The organism is Ideonella sp. (assembly GCF_041914305.1).
Lineage (GTDB): Bacteria > Pseudomonadota > Gammaproteobacteria > Burkholderiales > Burkholderiaceae_C > Ideonella.
In genome coordinates, this window is the sequence record NZ_JAYSDQ010000027.1 from 1 (window position 1) to 18,188 (window position 18,188).

18 protein-coding genes are annotated in these 18,188 nt (G+C 69.1%); 3 read left to right on the top strand and 15 right to left on the bottom strand.

Annotation, left to right across the window (positions count from 1 at the left end; translation table 11 throughout):
- Positions 1-1,127, top strand: a 1,127-nt coding sequence (locus tag ACE3SG_RS26490; RefSeq protein WP_374569253.1) for an aconitase family protein, incomplete at its 5' end; no start/stop codon positions are given.
- Between the two features lie 201 nt (positions 1,128-1,328).
- Here the strand turns inward: ACE3SG_RS26490 and ACE3SG_RS26495 are convergent.
- A complete protein-coding gene (locus ACE3SG_RS26495; RefSeq protein WP_374569254.1) occupies positions 1,329-1,946 on the bottom strand; it encodes a hypothetical protein in 618 nt (205 codons plus the stop codon).
- Positions 1,947-2,112: 166 nt separating this feature from the next.
- Here ACE3SG_RS26495 and ACE3SG_RS26500 point away from each other — a divergent pair, with 166 nt between their 5' ends.
- Positions 2,113-3,033, top strand: coding sequence for an aminotransferase class IV (locus ACE3SG_RS26500; protein WP_374569255.1), 921 nt, complete (start codon positions 2,113-2,115; stop codon positions 3,031-3,033).
- A complete protein-coding gene (locus tag ACE3SG_RS26505; protein WP_374569256.1) occupies positions 3,030-3,782 on the top strand; it encodes an HAD family hydrolase in 753 nt (250 codons plus the stop codon). The genes ACE3SG_RS26500 and ACE3SG_RS26505 overlap by 4 nt, the downstream gene beginning before the upstream one ends.
- Before the next feature lie 18 nt (positions 3,783-3,800).
- On the opposite strand, the gene ACE3SG_RS26510 is transcribed toward ACE3SG_RS26505, so the two are convergent.
- The 14 genes from ACE3SG_RS26510 to ACE3SG_RS26575 form a co-directional block, all read right to left on the bottom strand.
- Positions 3,801-4,910 carry a hypothetical protein gene (locus ACE3SG_RS26510; RefSeq protein WP_374569257.1) on the bottom strand — a complete coding sequence of 370 codons (1,110 nt, stop codon included), beginning with the start codon at positions 4,908-4,910 and terminating at the stop codon, positions 3,801-3,803.
- A gap of 263 nt (positions 4,911-5,173) precedes the next feature.
- Positions 5,174-5,866 (bottom strand): hypothetical protein, encoded by a 693-nt coding sequence (locus ACE3SG_RS26515; RefSeq protein WP_374569258.1) that lies wholly within the window; start codon positions 5,864-5,866, stop codon positions 5,174-5,176.
- A complete protein-coding gene (locus tag ACE3SG_RS26520) occupies positions 5,863-6,984 on the bottom strand; it encodes a beta-ketoacyl-ACP synthase III (protein WP_374569259.1) in 1,122 nt (373 codons plus the stop codon). Before ACE3SG_RS26520 ends, ACE3SG_RS26515 begins: the two co-directional genes overlap by 4 nt.
- Positions 6,985-7,148: 164 nt before the next feature.
- On the bottom strand, positions 7,149-7,856 hold the full coding sequence (locus ACE3SG_RS26525; RefSeq protein ID WP_374569260.1) for a DUF6781 family protein: 708 nt from the start codon (positions 7,854-7,856) through the stop codon (positions 7,149-7,151).
- A 158-nt stretch (positions 7,857-8,014) separates the two neighbouring features.
- Complete coding sequence (locus tag ACE3SG_RS26530; RefSeq protein WP_374569261.1) at positions 8,015-9,130, bottom strand: serine protease; 1,116 nt, start codon at positions 9,128-9,130, stop codon at positions 8,015-8,017.
- A 205-nt stretch (positions 9,131-9,335) separates the two neighbouring features.
- Complete coding sequence (gene sbcB, locus ACE3SG_RS26535) at positions 9,336-10,781, bottom strand: exodeoxyribonuclease I (RefSeq protein WP_374569262.1); 1,446 nt, start codon at positions 10,779-10,781, stop codon at positions 9,336-9,338.
- 18 nt (positions 10,782-10,799) lie between these two features.
- Complete coding sequence (locus tag ACE3SG_RS26540) at positions 10,800-11,642, bottom strand: DNA ligase (protein ID WP_374569264.1); 843 nt, start codon at positions 11,640-11,642, stop codon at positions 10,800-10,802.
- Positions 11,643-11,777: 135 nt separating this feature from the next.
- Complete coding sequence (locus tag ACE3SG_RS26545; RefSeq protein ID WP_374569265.1) at positions 11,778-12,497, bottom strand: riboflavin synthase subunit alpha; 720 nt, start codon at positions 12,495-12,497, stop codon at positions 11,778-11,780.
- A 63-nt stretch (positions 12,498-12,560) separates the two neighbouring features.
- The gene (locus tag ACE3SG_RS26550; protein WP_374569266.1) at positions 12,561-13,205 is read right to left on the bottom strand and encodes a hypothetical protein; all 645 of its coding nucleotides are present in this window, start codon (positions 13,203-13,205) and stop codon (positions 12,561-12,563) included.
- An 11-nt stretch (positions 13,206-13,216) separates the two neighbouring features.
- A complete protein-coding gene (locus ACE3SG_RS26555; protein WP_374569267.1) occupies positions 13,217-14,932 on the bottom strand; it encodes a putative porin in 1,716 nt (571 codons plus the stop codon).
- A 35-nt stretch (positions 14,933-14,967) separates the two neighbouring features.
- Entirely contained in the window at positions 14,968-15,666 is a 699-nt protein-coding gene (locus ACE3SG_RS26560) for a hypothetical protein (RefSeq protein WP_374569268.1), read from the bottom strand.
- Positions 15,667-15,677: 11 nt separating this feature from the next.
- Positions 15,678-16,079: an ExbD/TolR family protein gene (locus ACE3SG_RS26565; protein ID WP_374569269.1), complete on the bottom strand. Its 402-nt coding sequence runs from the start codon at positions 16,077-16,079 to the stop codon at positions 15,678-15,680.
- 6 nt (positions 16,080-16,085) lie between these two features.
- The gene (locus tag ACE3SG_RS26570; RefSeq protein ID WP_374569270.1) at positions 16,086-16,499 is read right to left on the bottom strand and encodes an ExbD/TolR family protein; all 414 of its coding nucleotides are present in this window, start codon (positions 16,497-16,499) and stop codon (positions 16,086-16,088) included.
- 1 nt (position 16,500) lies between these two features.
- Positions 16,501-18,186 (bottom strand): DUF2341 domain-containing protein, encoded by a 1,686-nt coding sequence (locus ACE3SG_RS26575; protein ID WP_374569271.1) that lies wholly within the window; start codon positions 18,184-18,186, stop codon positions 16,501-16,503.
- Positions 18,187-18,188 lie beyond the last annotated feature (2 nt).

An 18,188-nucleotide genomic window follows, 5' to 3' on the forward strand; every position in this document is an offset into this window, starting at 1 on the left:
TGCTGCTGCCCGACACCGTGGGCACCGGCGGCGACTCGCACACCCGCTTCCCGATCGGCATCTCGTTCCCGGCCGGCTCCGGCCTGGTCGCCTTCGGTGCCGCCACCGGCGTGATGCCGCTGGACATGCCCGAGTCGGTGCTGGTGCGCTTCAAGGGCCAGATGCAGCCCGGCGTCACGCTGCGTGACCTGGTGCATGCGATCCCCTACTACGCGATCAAGGCCGGCTTGCTGACCGTGGCCAAGCAAGGCAAGAAGAACATCTTCTCGGGCCGCATCCTCGAGATCGAGGGCCTGCCGGACCTGAAGATCGAACAGGCCTTCGAGCTGAGCGACGCCTCGGCCGAACGCTCGGCCGCCGGCTGCACCGTCAAGCTGAACCCCGAGCCGATCAAGGAATACCTCACCAGCAACATCGTGCTGATGAAGAACATGATCGCCGACGGCTACCAGGACAAGCGCACGCTCGAGCGCCGCATCAAGGCCGTCGAGGCCTGGCTGGCCAAGCCCGAGCTGATGCACGCCGATGCCGACGCCGAGTACGCCGCCGTGATCGAGATCGACCTGAACGAGCTGAAAGAGCCCGTGCTGTGCTGCCCGAACGACCCGGACGACGCCAAGCTGCTGTCCGAGGTTGCCGGCACGAAGATCGACGAAGCCTTCATCGGCTCGTGCATGACCAACATCGGCCACTTCCGCGCCGCGGCCAAGCTGCTGGGCGGCCAGCGCGACATCCCGGTCAAGCTGTGGGTCGCCCCGCCCACCAAGATGGACCAGACCGAGCTGATCAAGGAAGGCCACTACGCCGCCTTCGGCACCGCCGGTGCGCGCACCGAGATGCCCGGCTGCTCGCTGTGCATGGGCAATCAAGCGCAGGTGCGTGAAGGCGCCACGGTCATCTCCACCTCGACCCGCAACTTCCCGAACCGCCTGGGCAAGAACTCGAACGTGTTCCTCGCCTCGGCCGAACTGTCGGCCATCGCATCCAAGCTCGGCCGCATCCCGACCGTGGCCGAGTACCACGAGGCCATGGGCATCGTGACCAAGGAGTCGGCCAGCATCTACCGCTACATGAACTTCGACCAGATCGAAGAGTACGCGGACACCGCCAAGGGCGTGACCGTCTAACGTCTTGATTGAACGGGCGCGCCACGCGCCGCCCGCCCCACGAAAAAGGCCACCTCGCGGTGGCCTTTCTTTTTGCCGCTCCAGACTCGGCGCTCCGCAGGAGCCGCCGCCCTCAAGTGGCGTGCGCGGATCCGGCTCCGCCGGTCCGCAGCGCGAGCCCCCTCGGGGGGGGGCAGGCCCCCGGAGGGGCCGTGGGGGCCTTTACTTCCCAGCCTTGATGGCTTTTTCGTCGTCTTCCTTGTACCGACGGTTGCCGCAGTTGTCGATCCAGCCGATGCGGTCGTCTTCGTAGGTCTGCTGGTCCTTGGCCAACTGCTTGTTGCGGTCGTTCCAGCTCTGCGCCACTTGCTGCTGCGCGTCGACACGTGCATTCAGCGCGGCCACGGCCTGGTCACCGCCGGCGGCGATCTTGTCGCGCTCGGCATTCAGCTCGCCTTCTTCCTTCTTGATCTCGGCGGCTTCCTTCTCGAGCTTGCGGCGCTCGCGCTCGGCATTCGGGCCCCCGCGGCCGGACGCTTCGAAGGTGTCCCGGCGCTCTTGCAGGTCTTTCACCTTGGCCGAGAACGCGGTCATCTTCGCGTTGAGCTGTTCGACCTCACCCTTGCGTGCCGAGAAGGCGGCTTGCTCGGCCTTGATCGCATCGGTCTCCTTCTGGATCCCAGCGCGCTCGTCGTTGATCTTGGTCTGGCGCGTTTCGAGCTCGGTCTTGCGCGCGGCCAGCGTTTCTTGCTGCTTCATGCAGGCCCGCAGCTCGTCGCGGGTCATGACCTTGCCCGTGCCGGTCTTGCCCGACAGGGTCTTGCTGTCGGATTGGGCCATGGCCGGGCCGTGGGCGGCGACGGCAAACAAAACTGCGGCCAACGTGCCGGTTACGGAGAGATATTCGGTTCGCTTCATGAGATCCTCTAAATCGCTCGGGCTCGTGGCCCAGCCGCGCATCATGCCACCGCCTGTTGACTGCGCGCCCCTCACCTCGGGAAAGCACATGTCACAAAGCATTCACGACTTCCACGACGACCCGCGCAATGCGGACATTCGCATCTGGGTCAACGGCGCATTGAAGTCACGGGTTGACGCCACCGTCTCGGTCTTCGACAGCGGCTTCGTGCTCGGCGACGGCGTCTGGGAGGGCCTGCGCGTCTCCGGCGGCCACCCGCTGTTCCTCGACGCGCACCTGGACCGCCTGTTCGAAGGCGCCAAGGCCATCGCCCTGACGATCGGCCTGACGCGCGACGAGCTGACGAAAGCCATCTACGACACGCTGGCCGCCAACCAGATGGACGAGGGCGTGCACATCCGCCTGATGGTCACGCGCGGCGTCAAGCGCACGCCCTACCAGGACCCGCGTGCCGCGCTGGGCCAGGCCACGGTCGTGATCATCCCCGAGTGGAAACTGGCCAAGCCCGAGACGCTGGCCACCGGCCTGAAGCTGTTCACCGTGCATGTGCGGCGCGGCTTCCCCGACGTGCAAGACCCGAAGCTCAACAGCCACAGCAAGCTCAACTGCATCACCGCCTGCATCCAGGCGATCGAGGCCGGTGCCGACGAAGCGCTGATGCTCGACCCGCACGGCTTCGTCGCCACGTGCAACTCGACCCACTTCTTCATCGTGCGCAAGGGCGAGGTCTGGACCTCGTCGGGCGACTACTGCCTGGGCGGCATCACCCGCTCCAACGTGATCCAGGTCTGCCGCGAGGCCGGCATCCCGGTGTTCGAGAAGAACTTCAGCCTGACCCAGGTCTACAGCGCCGACGAGGCCTTCTGCACCGGCACCTTCGCCGGCGTGGTGCCGGTGCGCTCGATCGACGGCCGCGGCTACGACCAGGTGCCCGGCCCGATGGTGACCCGGCTGCAGGGCCTGTACCGCGAGCTGGTGCAGCGCGACATCGCGGGGCGCACCCGATGAGCGCCGCCCCGGCAACGCCGCTGCGCGTGGCGATGTGGAGCGGCCCGCGCAACATCTCGACCGCGATGATGCGGGCCTGGGAGAACCGGGGTGACTGCGCCGTCAGCGACGAGCCGCTGTACGCCGCCTACCTGGCCACCACCGGCCTGGACCACCCGGGCCGGGACGAGATCATCGCCGACGGCGACACCGACTACGAACGCGTGGCCGTGGCCCTGTCGACCGGCCCCGCCCCGGGCGGGCGCCCGGTCTGGTACCAGAAGCACATGACCCATCACCTGCAGCCGAGGTACTCGTCGGCATGGGTCAACAAGCTGGCCAACGTGTTCCTGATCCGCGACCCCGCCGAGGTGGTCGAGTCGTACCTGAAGTCGCGCGCGACGGTGGCGCCCGAAGACATCGGCCTGCTGCAACAGGCCAAGCTGTTCGACCAGGTGGCTGACGCCCAGGGCCACGCGCCGCCGGTGATCGACGCGGACGACTTTCTGCGCGACCCCGGCCCGTTCCTCGAAGCCCTGTGCGAGCACCTGGGCCTGGGTTTCACCGAGCGCATGCTCGAATGGCCGGCCGGCCGGCGCGACAGCGACGGCATCTGGGCACCGTACTGGTACGACGCCGTCTGGAAGTCGACCGGTTTCGAGCCCTGGCGGGCGCGCTCACCGCAATTGAGCGGCGAGGCCCTGCGCGTCGCCGACGCCTGCCGCCCAGCCTACGAGAAGCTGCGGGCGCAACGCCTGGTGCTGGACTGAACCTGCTCGCGTCCTGCCTCAGGACGCGATCGGGTGCAGCACCGCCGACGAGCGCACGCGCTCCTGGCGGTCCGGGAAGTAGCGCTGCAGCATCACGCCGATGCGGCCTTGCGCATCGATGGCCGTGGCTTCGATGATGTGCACGTGGGGCGGCAGTTCGCCCACCACATCGTCCAGCACCAGCAGTTCGCCGCGGTTCCAAACCCACCCGCGCGCCAGCCAGTAGTCGGGATTGCCACCGACGAATTCGGCCGTACCGACCACCGTGCCTGCGGCATTGATCGCCGTGGGCCTGGAGAGCTTTGCACCCAGCGGCTTGGGCAGGCGGCGCAACCGGTAAGCCCCATCGCGGGGCTGCCAGAGCACCGGGCGCGCGAAGTAGTTGTTGATCGGCGTCTGGTAGCCGATGATCCACCCCTCATCGTTGATGGCCACGGCTTCACTGTAGAAATCAGGTTCCGCCGGCAGGAAGGTAGGCTCGTCACCCCGGTAAACGCAGGCACCTCCGTGGAACTGCCCGTCTGGTTGCTGGTACCTCAGGCGCCCGACGATGGTCCCTTCAGCGTTGATGCCAACAGGACGGTTGACGCAGTCGGGCGAAGGCGAAGGCAGCACCTCATGCTGGCCATTCGCCCAGCGAAAACCGTGGTAGCGCCAGTCGTTGCGCAGGTGGTAGTTGCCGACGATGACGCCCGAGTCATTGATTCCCAATGCGATGCTGTAGGCTTCCGGGCTGCGTGGCAGCAGCATCTCGGCCGGGCCGTCCAGCGGGATTCCGACGGCTCGCATTTCGCGCAATCCCGGCACGCTGCAGTGGCCGATCATCGTGCCCAGGGCGTTGACGCCCCAGATGCCGGCGTTCCTCAGACCGAAGGGCACCCTGTACTGCAGGTGCCGTTGATCCCACAACGCGGCGACGTTACCGGGCTCCTGGTCGTACGGGTCGTGCTGGAAGCTGTTTCCGGCCACGAAATCGCCGGCCATGCCCGCGATGCGGATGGATGACACGTCGTCGAGTGGCAGCAGCTGCACGGTGTAGCGCTGCCCCCTGGCCGAGGCACGCGCCATCGGCGCCGCCAGGCCCAGCGGCAAGGCCGCCAGCAGGCGACGGCGAGAAATCGAAGTCATCAGCGAGTCCTTCTCAAATCGGGTGCAATACAGCCGACGTCAGCGAGCGCTTCCGGCCGTCGGGGACGCGGCGCTGCAGCATCAGGCCGATGCGGCCCCTGGCATCGATGGCAGTGGCATCCGTGACGTGCCAGCCCGTCGGCAGCTCACCCACCACGTCGTCGAGCAGTTCACCCTGCTGCCAGAGCCGGAAGCTGTTGACTATGCCTGACGGGTGTTGGCACCTCACCCGGTACCAACACGGGCGGCGTCGGGCCCGGAGATCACTTCTCCGCGCTGATCGCCTTCTCGTCGGCCTCGCGGTAGGGCCTGTTGCCACAGCGCTGCTTCCACGCGGCGAGCTGCTCTTGCTGTGCCGCCACGGCTTCGTTGAAGACACGGTTGTGCTCGGTGGCCGTGGCCGCTGCCGCCTGCTGGGCCTGGGTGTGTTCGCTCAGCGCGGCGCGGGCCGGCTCCATCGTGGCGGTCCACTGCGCGGCTTCGGCCTTGATCGCCGCATCGGCCTTGGCCAGCGCGTCGGCCTCGCCCTCGATCTGGCCCCGCTCGCGCTCCAGGTCGGCCGGCTTCGGCGGGTTCTCGCGAAACTCCTTGACGCGCTGGTTGTACAGCGCGAGCCGCTCGCCGTGCTGCTTGACCTTCTCCTTGAAGGCCTGCACTTCAGCGGCCTTGGCGGCGTAGGCGTCGCGCTCGGCCTGCACGGCCTCTTTCTGCCGCCGCACGTCGGCGATCTCGGCCTCGACCTCGGTGCGGCGCTGGTCCAGCTCGGCCGAACGCGCCTTCTGGGCCGCCTGGTCTTTCAGGCAGGCGCGCAGTTCGTCGCGGCTCATCATCGTGCCCTTGGCCGGCGCGTCGCCGTTCAAGGTCTTGGCCGCCGTCTGCGCCTGCGCCGCCCAGGGCGCCGCCAGCGACAGGGCCAGCGCGGCGCAGCCTGCGCCCACGATCAGGCGGCCCCTCACAGCTTGCGCACCACGACGCTGCCGATCGAATAGCCGGCGCCGAACGAGCACACCACCCCCACGTCCCCCGCCGCCAGGTCGGCCCGGTGGTGGTGAAAGGCGATGATCGAGCCCGCAGAGGCGGTGTTGGCGTATTCGTTCAGGATCAGTGGCGCGATGTCGCCGCCGGCCTCCTGGCCGACGAGCTTCTTGACGATGAACTGGTTCATGCCCAGGTTGGCCTGGTGCAGCCAGTAGCGCCGCACCTGCGTCGGCTCGAAGCCAAGCACGCCCAGGTGCTGCTCGATGTGCGCGGCGGCCAACGGCACGACCTCCTTGAAGACCTTGCGCCCTTCTTGGCGGAAGGTCTTGTCGCGCGCGTTCGGGTCGCTGTCCTCGCTGCGGTTCATGAACCCGAAGTTGTTGCGGATGTTGTTCGAGAACTGCGTCGCCAGCTTGGTGCCCAGGATCTCCCACTGGTCGGCCGAGGTGGCCGTCTCGGCCCGCTCGACGATCACCGCGGTGCACACGTCACCGAAGATGAAATGGCAATCGCGGTCGCGCCATTCGAGGTGGGCCGAGGTGATCTCGGGGTTCACGACCAGCACGCAGTTGGCCGTGCCAGCGCGCACCGCGTTGGCGGCCTGCTCGATCGCGAAGGTGGCCGACGAGCAGGCCACGTTCATGTCGAAGCCGAAGCCGCCGGCCCCCAGCGCCTGCTGGATCTCGACCGCCATCGCCGGGTAGGCGCGCTGCATGTTGGCTGCGGCGCACAGCACCGCGTCGACCTGCGCGCCGGTCCTGCCGGCCGCGGCCAGCGCCTTTTGCGAGGCATCGACCGCGATCTCGGCCATCAGCGACAGCTGGTCGTCGGGCCTCTCTTCGAAGCGCGGGTACATGCGGGTCGGGTCCAGCACGCCGGCCTTGTCGATCACGTAGCGCTGCTGGATGCCCGAGGCTTTCTCGATGAACTCGACGCTGGACGGCACCATCGCCGGCAGCTCGCCGGCCGAGATGGCGGCGGCGTTCTTCTCGTTTTGCAGGGCAGCGTAGGCGTTGAAGGCCTCCACCAACTCGGTGTTGGTGATGACGTGCGGCGGCCGGTACAGGCCGGTGCCGCTGATGACGACTCGGGTCATGGTAGGTCTGGGGTGCAGCTAGAAGGCAGTCTGCCAGTGTAGGCCTGCGGGGCGCCGGCCACGGCCGCCAGGGCCAGGGAAAGCGAGCGGAAGTTCTAGGTTGGTAACTCCAACGCCCTGCCGGTCCCCCCGCCGGCCCACTCACCCAGGCGCCGCCCCGGCGCTTACTTGCGAGCGGACTTGCCCGCCGCCTTGGGCGCCGGCGTGGCGTCGTCGCCACCACCCTGGCGCAGCGCGTCCGACATGCCCATCAGCACGCCGCTGACCAGCGCGGTGTAGCTTTGGGCCAGCGTTTGCGCCGCCTTCAGCCCGGCGGCGCGGCTTTGGCGCATGGCCGTCTGCATCTGGTTGGTCATCTGCTCCAGCGTCGCGTTGGCCTGCGCGCCGGTCAGGCTGCCGGCCTGCTCGAACTTGCCCAGCACCTCGGCCCAGGGCCCGGCCAGCTTGGCCATGTCGGCCCCGCCCGTCGCCTTGCGCACGGTGTCGAACATCGTGTCTTCGAGTTTCTCGAGATCGTCGAGCGCCTTCTTCAGCTGCTTTTCCTGCAGCCCCACGCCCTGGTCGACCAGGCGTTCGAGCGCCACGCGGTTGGCGTCCACCGCCTTCAGCAGCGCATCGTCCATGCCGGCCAGCGCACCGTTGAGCATCGACTCGACATCGACCTTGGGCGTCACGTTCTGCAGCGCGCCGGTGCTGGCGGCCTCGGTCACCGACTTGATCACCGCCTTGATGTTCTTCAGGCTCATCTCGCGCCCTTGCAGCGCCTTCAAGGTGGCCTGGCTGACAGCGTCGCGCAACTGGGCGGTCTGCTTCGCGCTGGCGCTGGCGAACATCTCGATCAGTGCATCCTGGTCGATTCCGGACTTGAGCATGGCGGACTCCTTCGATTTGGACCGCTACCTTACGCCCAGACCCCGCCCGCCGTCTCAGGGCTTGCCCCAAAAAGAGAAGGCCCCTCGCGGGGCCTGTGCGCTGGATCCTGCCGGGCGGCCCGGCGGCGTTCCGGCCGCCACCGTGCCGCCCGTGATCATCACTGCGCCGTGGAGCAGACGGCCTTGAACGCCTTCTTGAAGCCCGCGTTGGTGTACAGCGTGCCCTGGTTGGCGCCGCCAGACTGCGTGCAGCCGGCGTTGGTGTGGATCGCCACCACGCGGCCACCGCTCAGCACGGCCGAGCCGCTGTTGCCGCCTTCGGTGTCGGCCGAGTACTTCAGCACCGTGGTGTTGGTGTCCACCGAGGTGATCGGGCCGGTCGAGTACTGCTGGGTCTGGTTGTCCACGCCGGTGTCCACGCCGTAGCCATGGATGTCCACCTTGGCGCCCACCACCGGCACCGCCTTGGCGAGCTTCAGGCCGTGGCCCTGGGCTTCGAGCGGCATCTTGCCGGTTTCGCTGTTCGGCGCCACCGTGAACACGCCCCAGTCGTTGCCGATGTTGCCCTGGAAGAACTTGCGGTTCGCCGTCGGCACGTACTGGTCCTTCGGCGCCGGGTGGTTCAGGCTGCCGTTGGAGTTGGACTTGGGCACGTTGAACTCGACCACGTCGACCAGCGACGGCGTGGTCATGCAGTGGCCGGCGGTGATGAAGCAGCCCTTGGCCATCAGGTTGGCGGTGCACCCCACGTCGAGCAGGCGGGCGCGGTCGGCCACGTTGGAGGCCACGCGGTCATCGTTCGGGCCGCACTGGCTTTCGGTCACCGGTTGCGGCTTGCCCGCCAGCACCTTGACGATGCCGAACTGGCCCGCGCGGCCGGCCTTGGCGGCCAGCAGTTCCACGCGCACCGCAGAGCCGTTGAAGTAGGCCGAGGTGTTCTGCCATTGCGCCAGGGTCTTGGCGCTCAGGTGCTGCTGGGCGCCGTCTTGCAGCGACGTGATGCGCAGCTTGGCGCCGTTGGGCAGCTTGACGCCGTCGAACTGCAGGCGCAGCCAGTCGGCCCCTTCGATGTGAACGTCATGGCTGGCCACGACACCGGCCTCGCGCGCCACGCTCTCGGCGCCGCTGGTGAAGGCGTAAGCATGGGTGTCTTGGGCCAGGCCAAGCGACTGCCCAGAGGCCGACAAGCTGGCGATGGCCAGCGCGGTCAGCGCAAACCATTTGCCGAGGACCCCGCGAACCGAACCGTTTTTGGAATTGCTGGATGCGAACACTGTTATCTCCTCTAGCACATTGTCGAAATGTCTGGCGCAGCCGCGTGGCGGCGGCTGGCGGCTGCGCCAGAACCACAAGACAGAGCGTTAGGTGCCCTGCGCGGGCAAGACTAAGCGAAGGCGGACAGGCTGGGGGCCCCAGTCTGTCAAGCTCTATCAACGACGCATCAAAATGCGCCGCGCGCGCAAGAGCCTCTCGGGCCCGTCAGACCGGCTCCGGCGCGATCTGCTCGGCATAGTCGTACAGCGCGCCGAGGATCGCCTGGCCCCGCTCGTCGGCGGTCTCGCCCAGCACGTCCAGCTTCTCGAAGAAGGTCGCCAGGCTCAGCCCGCCGCCGGCACCGTCGTGCAGGCGTTCGGCACAGTGGCGCTCCCAGCGTTCGCGCTCGTCGGCGCCCAGGCTGTCGGCATGGTTGCGCGCGCGGTAGCGGAACACCAGCTCGTCCAGCCGCCGGTCTTCGAAACTGGCCCGCGTCCACGCCGGGTCATCGGGGCCGAGCTTGCGCAGGCGGTCCAGGCGCTGGCGGTCGGTCGGGTTGACGAAGCCGCCGTACAGGTCTTCGTCGACATCCGGCGCGTGCTCGGGCGCCGGGCGCGCGAAGACATCGGGCCAGATGCCCGCCATCTTCGGGCCGTGTTGTGCGCAGGCCTGGGCATGGTGATCGGCCCGATCCAGGTCGAGGCCCCAGCGTTCGGCCATCGGCGCCGACAGCGTCTTCAGCGAGCTGATCACCACCGGCGACTTGTTGATGTGGATGGTCTTCAGCGGCAGCCGGGTCACACCCTCGGGCAGGTCTTCGGTGCGGGTGAACATGCGCTCGCGGATCGCCGCGGCGTTGAGGTCGAACAGCGCCGCCGGGTCTTCGGACAGGTCCCAGACGATCAGCTCGTTCTTGTTGGTCGGGTGCGGCGCCAGCGGCCACACCGCGGCGATGCAGCCGCGGTCGGGCGGGTACATGCCCGACACATGCAGGAACGGCCGCCCCTGGCGCTGCGCCGCCTCGATCTCGGCCCACACCGCCTGCTTCTGCCGCAGCTTGAGGCAGAACTCCCACAGCCGCGGCTGGTGCTGGCGCACCAGGCGGGCCAGCGCCACGGTGGCGCGCACGTCGGACAACGCATCGTGCGCCGCCTCGTGCGACAAGCCATTGGCCGCCGTCAGGTGCTCGAGCTTGAACGACGGCCGGCCGTCGTCGTGCTTGGGCCACTGCAGGCCGTCGGGCCGCAGCGCGTACATGCAGCGCACGGTGTCCAGCAGGTCCCAGCGGCCGCAGTCGTTCTTGTACTCGCGTGCATACGGGTCCATCAGGTTGCGCCAGAACAGGTGGCGCGTGACCTCGTCGTCGAAGCGGATCGTGTTGTAGCCCACGCCCACCGTGCCGGCCTTGGCCAGCTCGCGCTCGATCAGGTTGGCGAACTGCGGCTCGGGCAGCCCTTTCTCCAGGCACTGCTGCGGCAGGATGCCGGTCAGCAGGCAGCTCTCGGGGTCGGGCAGGTAATCGGACGCGGGCCGGCAGAAGGCCATCACCGGTGCGCCGATCTCGTTCAACTCGGCATCGGTGCGCACGCCGGCGAACTGCGACGGCCGGTCGCGCCGCGGCACGCGGCCGAAGGTTTCGTAGTCGTGCCAGAAGAAGCTGAATTCACTCATGCAGTCACCATACCGCACTCACCAACCGGCCACGCGGGTGCGCAGCAGTGTCGGGAATCGTGGCAGGCCGCTCGCCGTTTCGCCGCGCCAGCTGAAGGTCACCACACTGCCCACCGGTGGCGGGTTGCGGCGCTGCGCCTCGTTCAAACCGCTGCCGACCAGGAACTCTCGGCCTACCTCGTCACGCACCCTGAGCGCGCCGGTCTGGCCCTCGAAGCGACCGCGTCCTGGCGTATGACCAACGACCACGGCTTCGGCATCACGCACCGGCTTCAGCTTCAGCAACACCTCGCTGCGACCGGTGCGGTAAGCGGCGTCCGCGCGGTGCAGCATCAGGCCCTCGCCACCCTGGGCCACCACCGCCTTCAGGCGTGCCTGCAGCGCGGTTGGGGTGGCCACGGCCGATTGCTCGACAACTTCCCAGCGGCGGTTTGACGAACGTGCGGCCAGCGAATGCAGACGCTCGACACGCTGCGCAAACCCACTCTCGCCCCCGGGTTGCTCGAACACCAGGTAGTGGACCTGGTCCCATTCGGTGGCCACCGCCTGCTCGCGGCGCACGATGGCCGACAAGGCATCGAAGCGGCTCCGCCCCAGCCACAGTTCGCCATCCAACGCCTGGCCCGCCGGCAGGCCGGCAAGAAAGCTGGCCGGCGCGGCCACCACGCCACCGCCTCGAAAGCGCAGTTGATGGCCGTCCCAAAAGGCCCGCACGCCGTCGAACTTCTCGCTCACCAGGTAGCCCGTTGGGTCTTGCGCATCAGACGCCTCTTGCGCCAGCAGCAAAGCCGGCGACGTGGCGGTCGTTGGGCGGGCACCTGCGCCACCCGGCAGCCAAGCGCCCACGGCTGCGGCCAGCATCAACTGGCGTCGTGAAAGAGAAGAAGGCGTCATCTCGCGCAAGCCCGTGGTTCTGAAAGGCCGCCAGTGTGGGCGGCCAGGGGCTGGCGCGTCTTTCCCCACTGCGGGTGGGGCCTCAACAAATCGATGAGGCGGTCAGCGCTTTTCGGGCAGCAGCGGGCGCGCCAGTTCGTCGGTCGACAGGCCGCGCTCGCGCAGCAGCGCCTCGAGCGCCGGCAGCAGCGGGCCCAGGCGTTCGTCCAGCGCGTCGCGCACGGTGTCGACGAAGACCTGGGTCGAGCGCTCGATCTCGATGTTCAGCGTGTCGCCGATGGCCTTCTCGCCGAAGGTCGTCATGCGCAGCGTTTCGGGGATCAGCCAGACCTCGAACCAGCCGGCCTGCCGGTCAGCCTCGGCCACCGTCAGGCTGGCGCCATTGACGGCGATGTAGCCCTTGGCGAACACATAGCGCATCCAGCGTGGCGGCAGCCCGATGCGCAGCACGTGGTTGTTCTCGGGCTGGCGAATGGCCACCAGCGTGCCGGTCACGTCGATGTGGCCCGACAACGGGTGGCCGCCGATCTCGGCGCCGTCTTTCGCGGCCCGCTCCACGTTGATCCGGCTGCCCTGGGCCAGGCCACCGAGCGTGGTCAGGCCGAGGCTCTGCTGCATCACGTCGAAGTCGGCCGCGCTCGGTTCGTCAGTGGGGCCGTGCAGCGCCGTCACGGTCAGGCAGACACCGTCGCACGACACGCTGGCGCCGATCTCCAGGCCGGCCGCGAAACCCGGCGGGAAGCGCAGCCGAAAGCTGCGCAGGCCCGGGCGGTCGGTGAGCGTGTCGACGGTGGCGATGCCTTGAACGATGCCGGTGAACATGCGGGGCGCTTCAGCAGTGGGCGAGAAGGGGCCGATTATCCGGCCCGCCGCGCCGCCCGCGGTTCAGGGCACCACGCGCTGCGCGTCCAGCGCCTTGCGCAGGTTCTCGGCCTCGTCTTCCAGCTTCACGGTGCCGAGGGCCAGGAAGGGCTCGCTGCGTGTGCGCATCGCCTCGGGGGTGCGCTGGGTGTAGGCATCGACCGCCTGCAGCCCCAGGCCATACAACGTGCGGTTGGCCTCTTCGGCCCGGGCCAACGCGGCGGTGCTCTTTTCCAGCAGCGCACTGACCGACGCCGTGACCTGGCGCTGCGCCTGCACCGCCTGCTGCGCCTGCGCGAGTGTCTCGCTGGCCGCGGCTTCGGCCTTCTCGCGCCGCGCCCGCTCGTCGGCGAGTTCGGCGCGCACCCGCGCCAGCTCGGCCTGGGCACCGGCCAGGGCCTGCGACTGCTGTGCCTGGCGGCCCTGGCTGCTGCGCACCTCGGCCTGCACCTTCGCCAGGCGCTGGTCCAGCGCGTCCTTCTCGGCCGCAGTGGCGGCCTGCTGCTGGCGCAGCGTGTCGCGCTCTTGCTGGGCCTGCTGCAGCGCGGCCTGCGCCTTGCGCGCGGCCTCCTTGGCCTGGGCCAGGCGCTTGTCGCCGCCGTCGGCGGCCAGGGCCAGGCCGGCCAACACGCTCAACACCAGCCCGAGGATCAGCTTGCGTGTGCTCATGCCCACCACTCCTAGAAACGCACGTTGGCTTCGAGCTGCAGCACGTCGATCTTCAACGGCGCGCTGCTCAGGTTGCCGCTGATCGACAGCGGGTCGCCGGGGATGGCCAGGAAGCGCACGCCGTCGTCGAGGTTGCGCGTGCTCGTGTAGCGCAGGCCCAGCGTCGCCTTGGTGTCGAAGGCGTACTGCGCGCCGACGCTGAAGCCCTTGTAGTTGGTGCCGCCCAGGTGCCAGGTGGTGTCGGTGTAGGCGTCGACCCACGCATCACGCTCGAAGCGGCGGTAAGCGGCAAAGGCCTGCCAATCCCCGCGCTCGGCCAGCTTGGGCGTGCCGAACAACAGCTTGGCCTGGTAACCCAGTGTCTTGTCGCGCAGGTCGGCCACCGCGGTGGTGCCGGCGCGGCGCTCGATGTCGGCGGCATCGAAGGCGGTGTTCTTCACCACGTCGAGCGACAACACCGCCTCATAGGGGCTGTAGTGGCGCGAGGTCAGCGCCAGCGACAGGTCGACCGGCCGGAAGCGCGACGCCAGGCCCCACACCGGCGCAGCGGTGGATTGCGGCGCGTTCAGGTTGATCAGCGTGTTGCCCTTTTGCCGGATCGCCACCGGGTAGGCGCTGCTCTGGTACGGCCGCACACCGCCCAGCGCGCCGGTCGGCGGCAGCTCGTTCTCACGCACCCCTTCGATGTTGCGGAACTGGTAGACGCCGACCGCGGCGCGCAGCTGCCAGGCGTTGCCGAATGCCCAGTCGATGCCGGCCTGGCCGCCGAGCAGCCACTTGTCGCGCGCCGTGTTGGCGAACTCTTCGAGCGGAAAAGCCCCGGCCACCGTGAAGGCGTACAAGCCGCTGGCCAGGTCCAGCTCGCCGCGGCCGGCCACGCCGTCCAGCCCCAGGTCGTCGGGCCACAGCAGGTCGGTGCCCTCGAACGGCACCGCCATGCGCCCGCCTTCCAGGCGTGTGCCGTGGCGCGGCTCCCAGCGCAGCCAGGCCCGGTCGATGCCGATGGCCAGCCGGTTGTTGCCGTTGCCCAGCGTGGCCGATTCCGATGTGGGGCTGCCGGTGGTGCCGCCGGTCGCGATGCGCAGGCCCGCGCTCAGCGAATCGCTGGCCTTGGCGACCACGCCCAGGCGCGCACGCAAGGTCATGCGGTGACGGTCGTGCTGGGTGTTCAGCAGGTCCGGCGCCCAGGCCGGCGAATCGGTCTGGGCGCGAAAGATCTCGGGCGCCACGTTGTCCTCGGGCAGCATCTCGGCCTGCGTGCGCAGCCGCACGTCGCCCTCGATCGACACCGCCTTCAGCCACGACGGCAGCCGGCGCCCATCGGTCCAGCCCTCGTCGCGGGCGGTGGCCAGCACGTCGTTGCGAACCTCGTCCTTGATCTGCGCCCGCGTCGTCTCGCTGAGGTAGGGCACCCGGACGACCGTCTTCGGCGCGCCCCAGCCGGCGGCCGGCATCGCCGCGGCGCTCGGCTCGGCGGCGGCGCGCGCGCGGCGCAGCAGCTCATCGGCTTTCGCGCGCGTCAGCAGCCCCTGCTCGACCAGCGCTTCGATCAGCGCCAGCGTGGTGGCGCGCAGCTCGGTCAGCGCGGCCACCTCGGCGGCGGGCGCGGCGGCTGCCGGCGGGGTGGGCGTCGGGGGCGTCTGGCCCCAGGCAGGGATCGCGGCCGCGGCCAAGCAGGCCACGGTGAGCGGCGCCAGTCGCGCGGGGCGAGGCGTCGGTGGTGTCATGGGGAACTCCGGAACAAGACAGGAAAACTGGACAGTTAGGCACCCGCGCGCAGCGTCAACCGAAAGCGCATCGGTTGCTGGCTCAGCGTGGGCGGCGCCGGCAGGCGCAACGATTCGGCGCTGGCGTCGAGCGCGGTCTTCAGCGGGGCCTGGCCGGCGTCGGACTCCCAGCGCGCGATGCGCCCGTCCGCACCGACCCACAGCGCAAAGTTGGCGCTCAGCTCGCCGGCGTCGGGCGACATGCGGCGCTCGATCTCGCCTTGCAGCAGCTGGCGCACGGTGTTCGCATACAAGCGCTCGGCGGCGCGGTCGGCCACGCCGGGTGCCGACGCCGCGCCCCCCACCGCCACCGGGCCGCCGCGGTAGTCGTTGCTGACGCTGCCGGCGGCAAAGGCGCTCGGCCCGTTGCCCGCCTGCCCTTCCATCTTCAGCGGCTCGTTGGCCGGTGGCTGCGGCTTGGGCGCCTCTTCACGCTGCGGCTGCGGCCGTGCCTGCGGCGCCAGCTCTTCCTTCTTCTTTTCCTTCGGCGGCGGGGGCGGCGGGGGGGTGTCCGGCATCAATGCGATGCGGGCCACCTGGCGTTTCGGCGTGGGCGCGTCGAACGACAGGCGCGACAGCCCCCAGGCCATCATGCCGGTGGCCAGCACGAGCGCGAGGCCCACGGTGAACCGCCGCAGCAGACGGCGCGGCGGGTGTGGCGGGCGGTGGGCGATCAAGGGCGTGGTGTGGGACATCATGGTCTCCTTCAAGTGCCGATGCGGGACGTGACCAGGGCCATGTCGACCGCCAGCCGGTTGCACAGGTCGATCACCTGCACCACCGGTGCGTAGGCGGCGCGGCCATCGCCCTTGATGGCGACCGTGACCTTGGGGTCGGCCGCCTTGGCCTGGGTCAGGCGCTGCTCGATCTCGGCCAGCGAGAGCGAGGCGCCGTTGAGCAGCAACGCGCCATCGGCCGCGATCTGCACGATCAGCAGCTCGTGCCGTTCGGTGCTGGGCTGGTTCGACGGCTTGGGCAAGGTGATCGACAGGCCCTGCACCGACGCGGTCGTCATCAGGATGAACACGACCAGCAGCACATAGGCCAGGTCGAGCATCGGCGTGACGTTGATCGTGTCGTAGGGCTTGGTGTCGTTCTGGACGTGCATGGCCGGCTACTCCACCGTCTCGCGCTGGGTCACCAGGCCGATCTCGGTCAGGTCGAGCCTCTTGGCCACCTCGAGCACCTCGGTGACCTTCTGGTACTGGGTGTGCGCATCGGCCTTCAGCACCACCGGCAGCGCGGGGTTGGCGGCCTTGTAGCTGCCCAGGCGCTGTTCCAGTTCGTCCAGCGTCACCGGATAGGCATCGAGGTAGATCGCGCCGTCGCGGGTGATCGTCACCGCACGCGTCTGCGGCTTGGCCAGTTGGTTGGCGGCGGTCGTGCGCGGCGAGTTGACCTTGACGCCCTGCACCGACGCGGTGGTCAGGATGATGAAGGTCACCAGCAGCACATACGCCAGGTCCAGCATCGGCGTGATGTTGATGTCGTCGTAGGGCTCGTTGGCCCCGCGGATGTCGGCGGCCATGTCAGCTTCCGTGCAGCTCCGCGGCCCGCGTGACGAACTCGTCGACGAAGATCTGCATGTCGGCCGAGATCGTCTTGATGCGCGAGGCCAGCCAGTTGTAGCCAAACAGCGCCGGGATCGCGACGCCCAGGCCGGCCACCGTGGCCAGCAGCGCCGCGGCGATGCCGGGGGCGATCGCGTTGACGTTCACGTCACCGGCCGCGGCGATGGCGGCGAAGGTGATCATCACGCCGACCACCGTGCCGAGCAGGCCGAGGAATGGGCCGCCCGAGATCGCGATCGTCAACAGCACCATGCGGGCATTCAGCGCGTGGTTCTCGCGCACCTGCACGGCGTCCAGCGTCGCCTTGATGGCGTCCAGCGACGCGCCCGACAAGGTCTGCATGCCCTTGGCCCGCCGCTTCGCAATCTCGGCCTCGCCGGTCTGGTACAGGCGGTACAGCGTCGAGTGCAGGTAGTCGCCCGCGTCCTTCACCAGGGCCTGGCCCGACAGGTCGGCGCGGAAGCGGTCGAGGAAACGGTCGTTCGCGCGGCCCACGCGCGACACCAACTGCGCCTTGGTGACCATCACCACCGCGGCGATCGCGAACATCACGAGCAAGATGCCAATCACCACCCACGCATCGGTGGTCAGGTTCTTCAGCAGGATGCCGAAGTAGCCGCCGCCCTCACCCTCACTGCCCGCGGCCTCGCCTTCCTTCTGGCTCTTGATGAACGACGCCTCCATGCCCTGCGCCGCCGCCGCCAGCCGCACCCAGCCCGCATCACGCGCTGCCGGCAGCAGCTGCACCTCGTCGATCAGGCCCTTGTAGCCTTCGCCCAGCACCAGCGCCGGTGCCGTCGCGGCCGGCAGCAACACGTCGGCCTGTGCCGCCGGCTTGCCGTTGATGTAGAGCTGCGCCTTGCCGCCGCCCACCGTCAACACCACGTGCGACCACGCCGATGCCGGCAGCGCCGCACCGGCCAGCTTCTCGTCGCCGACGCGGGCCTCGACCTGGTCGAGCGAGCGCAACAGCTTGACCGGGCCCAGCGCCACCAATGTCGACGACTCGGCCGGCGCATCGGGCCTGACCCACAGCGCGATCGTCAAGCCGCTGTTGGGCGCCAGCACCAGCTTCGGGTGCGGCGGAAAGCTCAGCGGCGTGCCGGCCAAGCGCGCAGCCCCGCCGAGCAGGCCGTTGGCCTCGCGCACCGCCGGCATGCTGCCGGCCGGGCCACCGGCCACGTCCAGCGCCGGGCCGTCAGCTTCGCTGAAATGCAGCACCGTGGCATGGCTGTTGGCAAACACCGCCGTGCGGGCTTCGGGCGGCGCCTTGTCGTTGCCGGCGTAGACGTGCAGCACGTTCTTGTCGCTGCCTTGCGCCACCGACGGCACCCGCACCCACAACACCGCCAGCTCGTTGATACCGTCGAAGCGCTCGATCTCGAACGGCAGCGGCGTCTTGTCGTCGGCGCCGACCACCCGCAGGTCGGCGCCGTCGGCCGCGGCTGCACCAAAATCGAAGTTGCCCGAATGCAGCCGCACCGGCACCACCACGTCGGCCGCTGCATTGGGCAAGGCGAGGCCCTTGTCGGTGGTGTCGAGCACGACCCGGGTGCGGGTCGTCCAGGCGTCGTTCCACCAGGCGTGGGCCGGGGTGGCAAACGCCGCGGTGGCGGCAAGCGTGATCAGCAGTTGGCGAAGCATGT